General features: G+C 71.1%; 2 protein-coding genes. One reads left to right on the top strand and one right to left on the bottom strand.

From position 1 onward, the window contains the following. The first annotated feature begins 115 nt into the window (after window positions 1-115). Window positions 116-613 carry a hypothetical protein gene (locus ACFP3U_RS36840; RefSeq protein WP_380230143.1) on the top strand — a complete coding sequence of 166 codons (498 nt, stop codon included), beginning with the start codon at window positions 116-118 and terminating at the stop codon, window positions 611-613. Here the strand turns inward: ACFP3U_RS36840 and ACFP3U_RS36835 are convergent. After that, window positions 579-1,406: an IS5 family transposase gene (locus ACFP3U_RS36835; RefSeq protein WP_380230142.1), complete on the bottom strand. Its 828-nt coding sequence runs from the start codon at window positions 1,404-1,406 to the stop codon at window positions 579-581. The genes ACFP3U_RS36840 and ACFP3U_RS36835 overlap by 35 nt on opposite strands. Window positions 1,407-1,687 lie beyond the last annotated feature (281 nt).

Here is a 1,687-nt window from a genome sequence, read left to right as displayed (position 1 = left end):
AGAAGGCATCCGCAATCCGCTTGCAGCGTATGACTTTTCGCTGCTCAGGCATGGTGCGCGGGTTTGGACGGCAGGGTTTCGGTGTCGGGTTGTCGAGGCCGGAACGGAGTGTGTGATGCCGCCGTCGCCGCTGGGGTTGTTGGAGGAGCGTCGGGAGGCCGCCCGGGCGCGGGTGGGGGATCTGGAGGCCGAGTTGGAGCGCCTCGAGGGTGAGCTGGAGTCGGCGAGGGCGGTGTTGGAGCGTCGGGTGGTGGCGGTGGAGGAGCTGGCCGAGGCGCTCGCCCCGGCCGGGGATGCCGCGGGGCCGGCGGAGGTGGGGGCGCGGGTGCCGCCGAAGGGGTCCGTGGTGCCGGTGTGGCGGGAGGGTCTGGATCCGGTGGACGCGCTGGCGCCGGACTACCGGCGACTGGTGGAGGCCGTGGAGTCCGGCGGGCAGGGCGGTGTCGGCCTGACCATGCGGGAGGTGGCGGTCGCGGTCGGCCGCGAGCCGGTCGCCGCGGTGACGGAGAACCTGCGGCAGAAGGCGAGGCGGCTGGTGGAGCGGGGCTGGTTGGAGGTCGACGGGTCCGGGGGTCGGTTCATGCCGCGGCGGCGGCCCCGGGCCGCGGAGTGACACTCCGGGCCTGGCGGCGGTGGCGGGCGAGGCGCCGACTCATGACCATGGTCATGGACCACAGGATCACGGCCTGGGCGCTGTCGGCGCGGGTCTCGTAGTCGCGGGCGAGGCGGCGTGAGCGCATGAGCCAGCCGAACGTCCTCTCCGCCACCCAGCGGCGCGGGACGACGCGGAACCCGGACAGGTCGTCGGTGCGCTTGACGATCTCCACGACCAGGGCGAGCTTGGTCTTCGCCCAGGTGACGAGGTCACCGGTGTAGCCGCTGTCGGCCCAGATCCTTTGCAGGAGACGGAACTTGGCCTTCAGAGCGGGGAGCATGTCGGCGGCGGCGGCCCGGTCACCGGCGTCGGCGGGCGTGACCAGGATCATCAGGAGCAGGCCGAGGGTGTCGACGACCAGGTGTCGCTTGCGGCCGTTGATCTTCTTCGCGCCGTCGTAGCCCCGCGTCAAACTGTGCACGCTGGCGGCGGCCTTGACCGACTGGGAGTCGATGACCGCCGCGGTCGGCTCGGGGTCACGGCCCTGCGCGGTGCGGACGGCGGCGCGCATCCGGTCGTGGAACTCGGTCAGCAGGCCGGTGTCGCGCCAGCGGGTGAAGAAGGCATGGACGCGCTTGTACGGCGGGAAGTCGGCGGGCAGCGCGGCCCATTTGACACCGTTGTCGACCAGGTAGCGGATCGCGTCGAGCATCTGGCGGTGACAGTAGCCCTCCGGCCGCCCACCCTGTCCGCCCATCCACGCCGGCACCGGCAGCAGGTCCCGCACCGCCGCCCACTCGGCGTCCGTCATGTCGCTGTTGTAGAGCCGAACGCGCTCGTCATGGTCGCCCGCGTTCCCGTACCGGTGTGCGAAGCAGTCACACCTTGGGGGCGCGGAGTTGCCGCCGACCGCGGCGACGGCGTACAAAAGCGGCAACAGGGCCTCCTCGCAGCTTTTCGGTCTCGACAACCTCCAAGCTGCACAGGGGCCCTGTCTTCATGCGGCGACAACGCCGAGATCACCCGAATCGGGAACCAACCCGAACACCCGTACTGATCCCAAGTCCCGTGGCGGGTTTGGGGATCGCTTCT

The sequence above is a fragment of the Kitasatospora misakiensis genome (assembly GCF_042656005.1).
Classification (GTDB): Bacteria; Actinomycetota; Actinomycetes; order Streptomycetales; family Streptomycetaceae; genus Kitasatospora; species Kitasatospora misakiensis.
The sequence above is the reverse complement of the archived record's forward strand: the minus strand, read 5'-3'. Positions and strand labels throughout refer to the sequence as shown.

Bases quoted from the DNA above. Each gene is read 5' to 3' on its own strand.
- ACFP3U_RS36840 (WP_380230143.1), top strand. From the start codon at position 116: ATGCCGCCGTCGCCGCTGGGGTTGTTGGAGGAGCGTCGGGAGGCCGCC.
- ACFP3U_RS36835 (WP_380230142.1), bottom strand. From the start codon at position 1,406: ATGACGGACGCCGAGTGGGCGGCGGTGCGGGACCTGCTGCCGGTGCCG.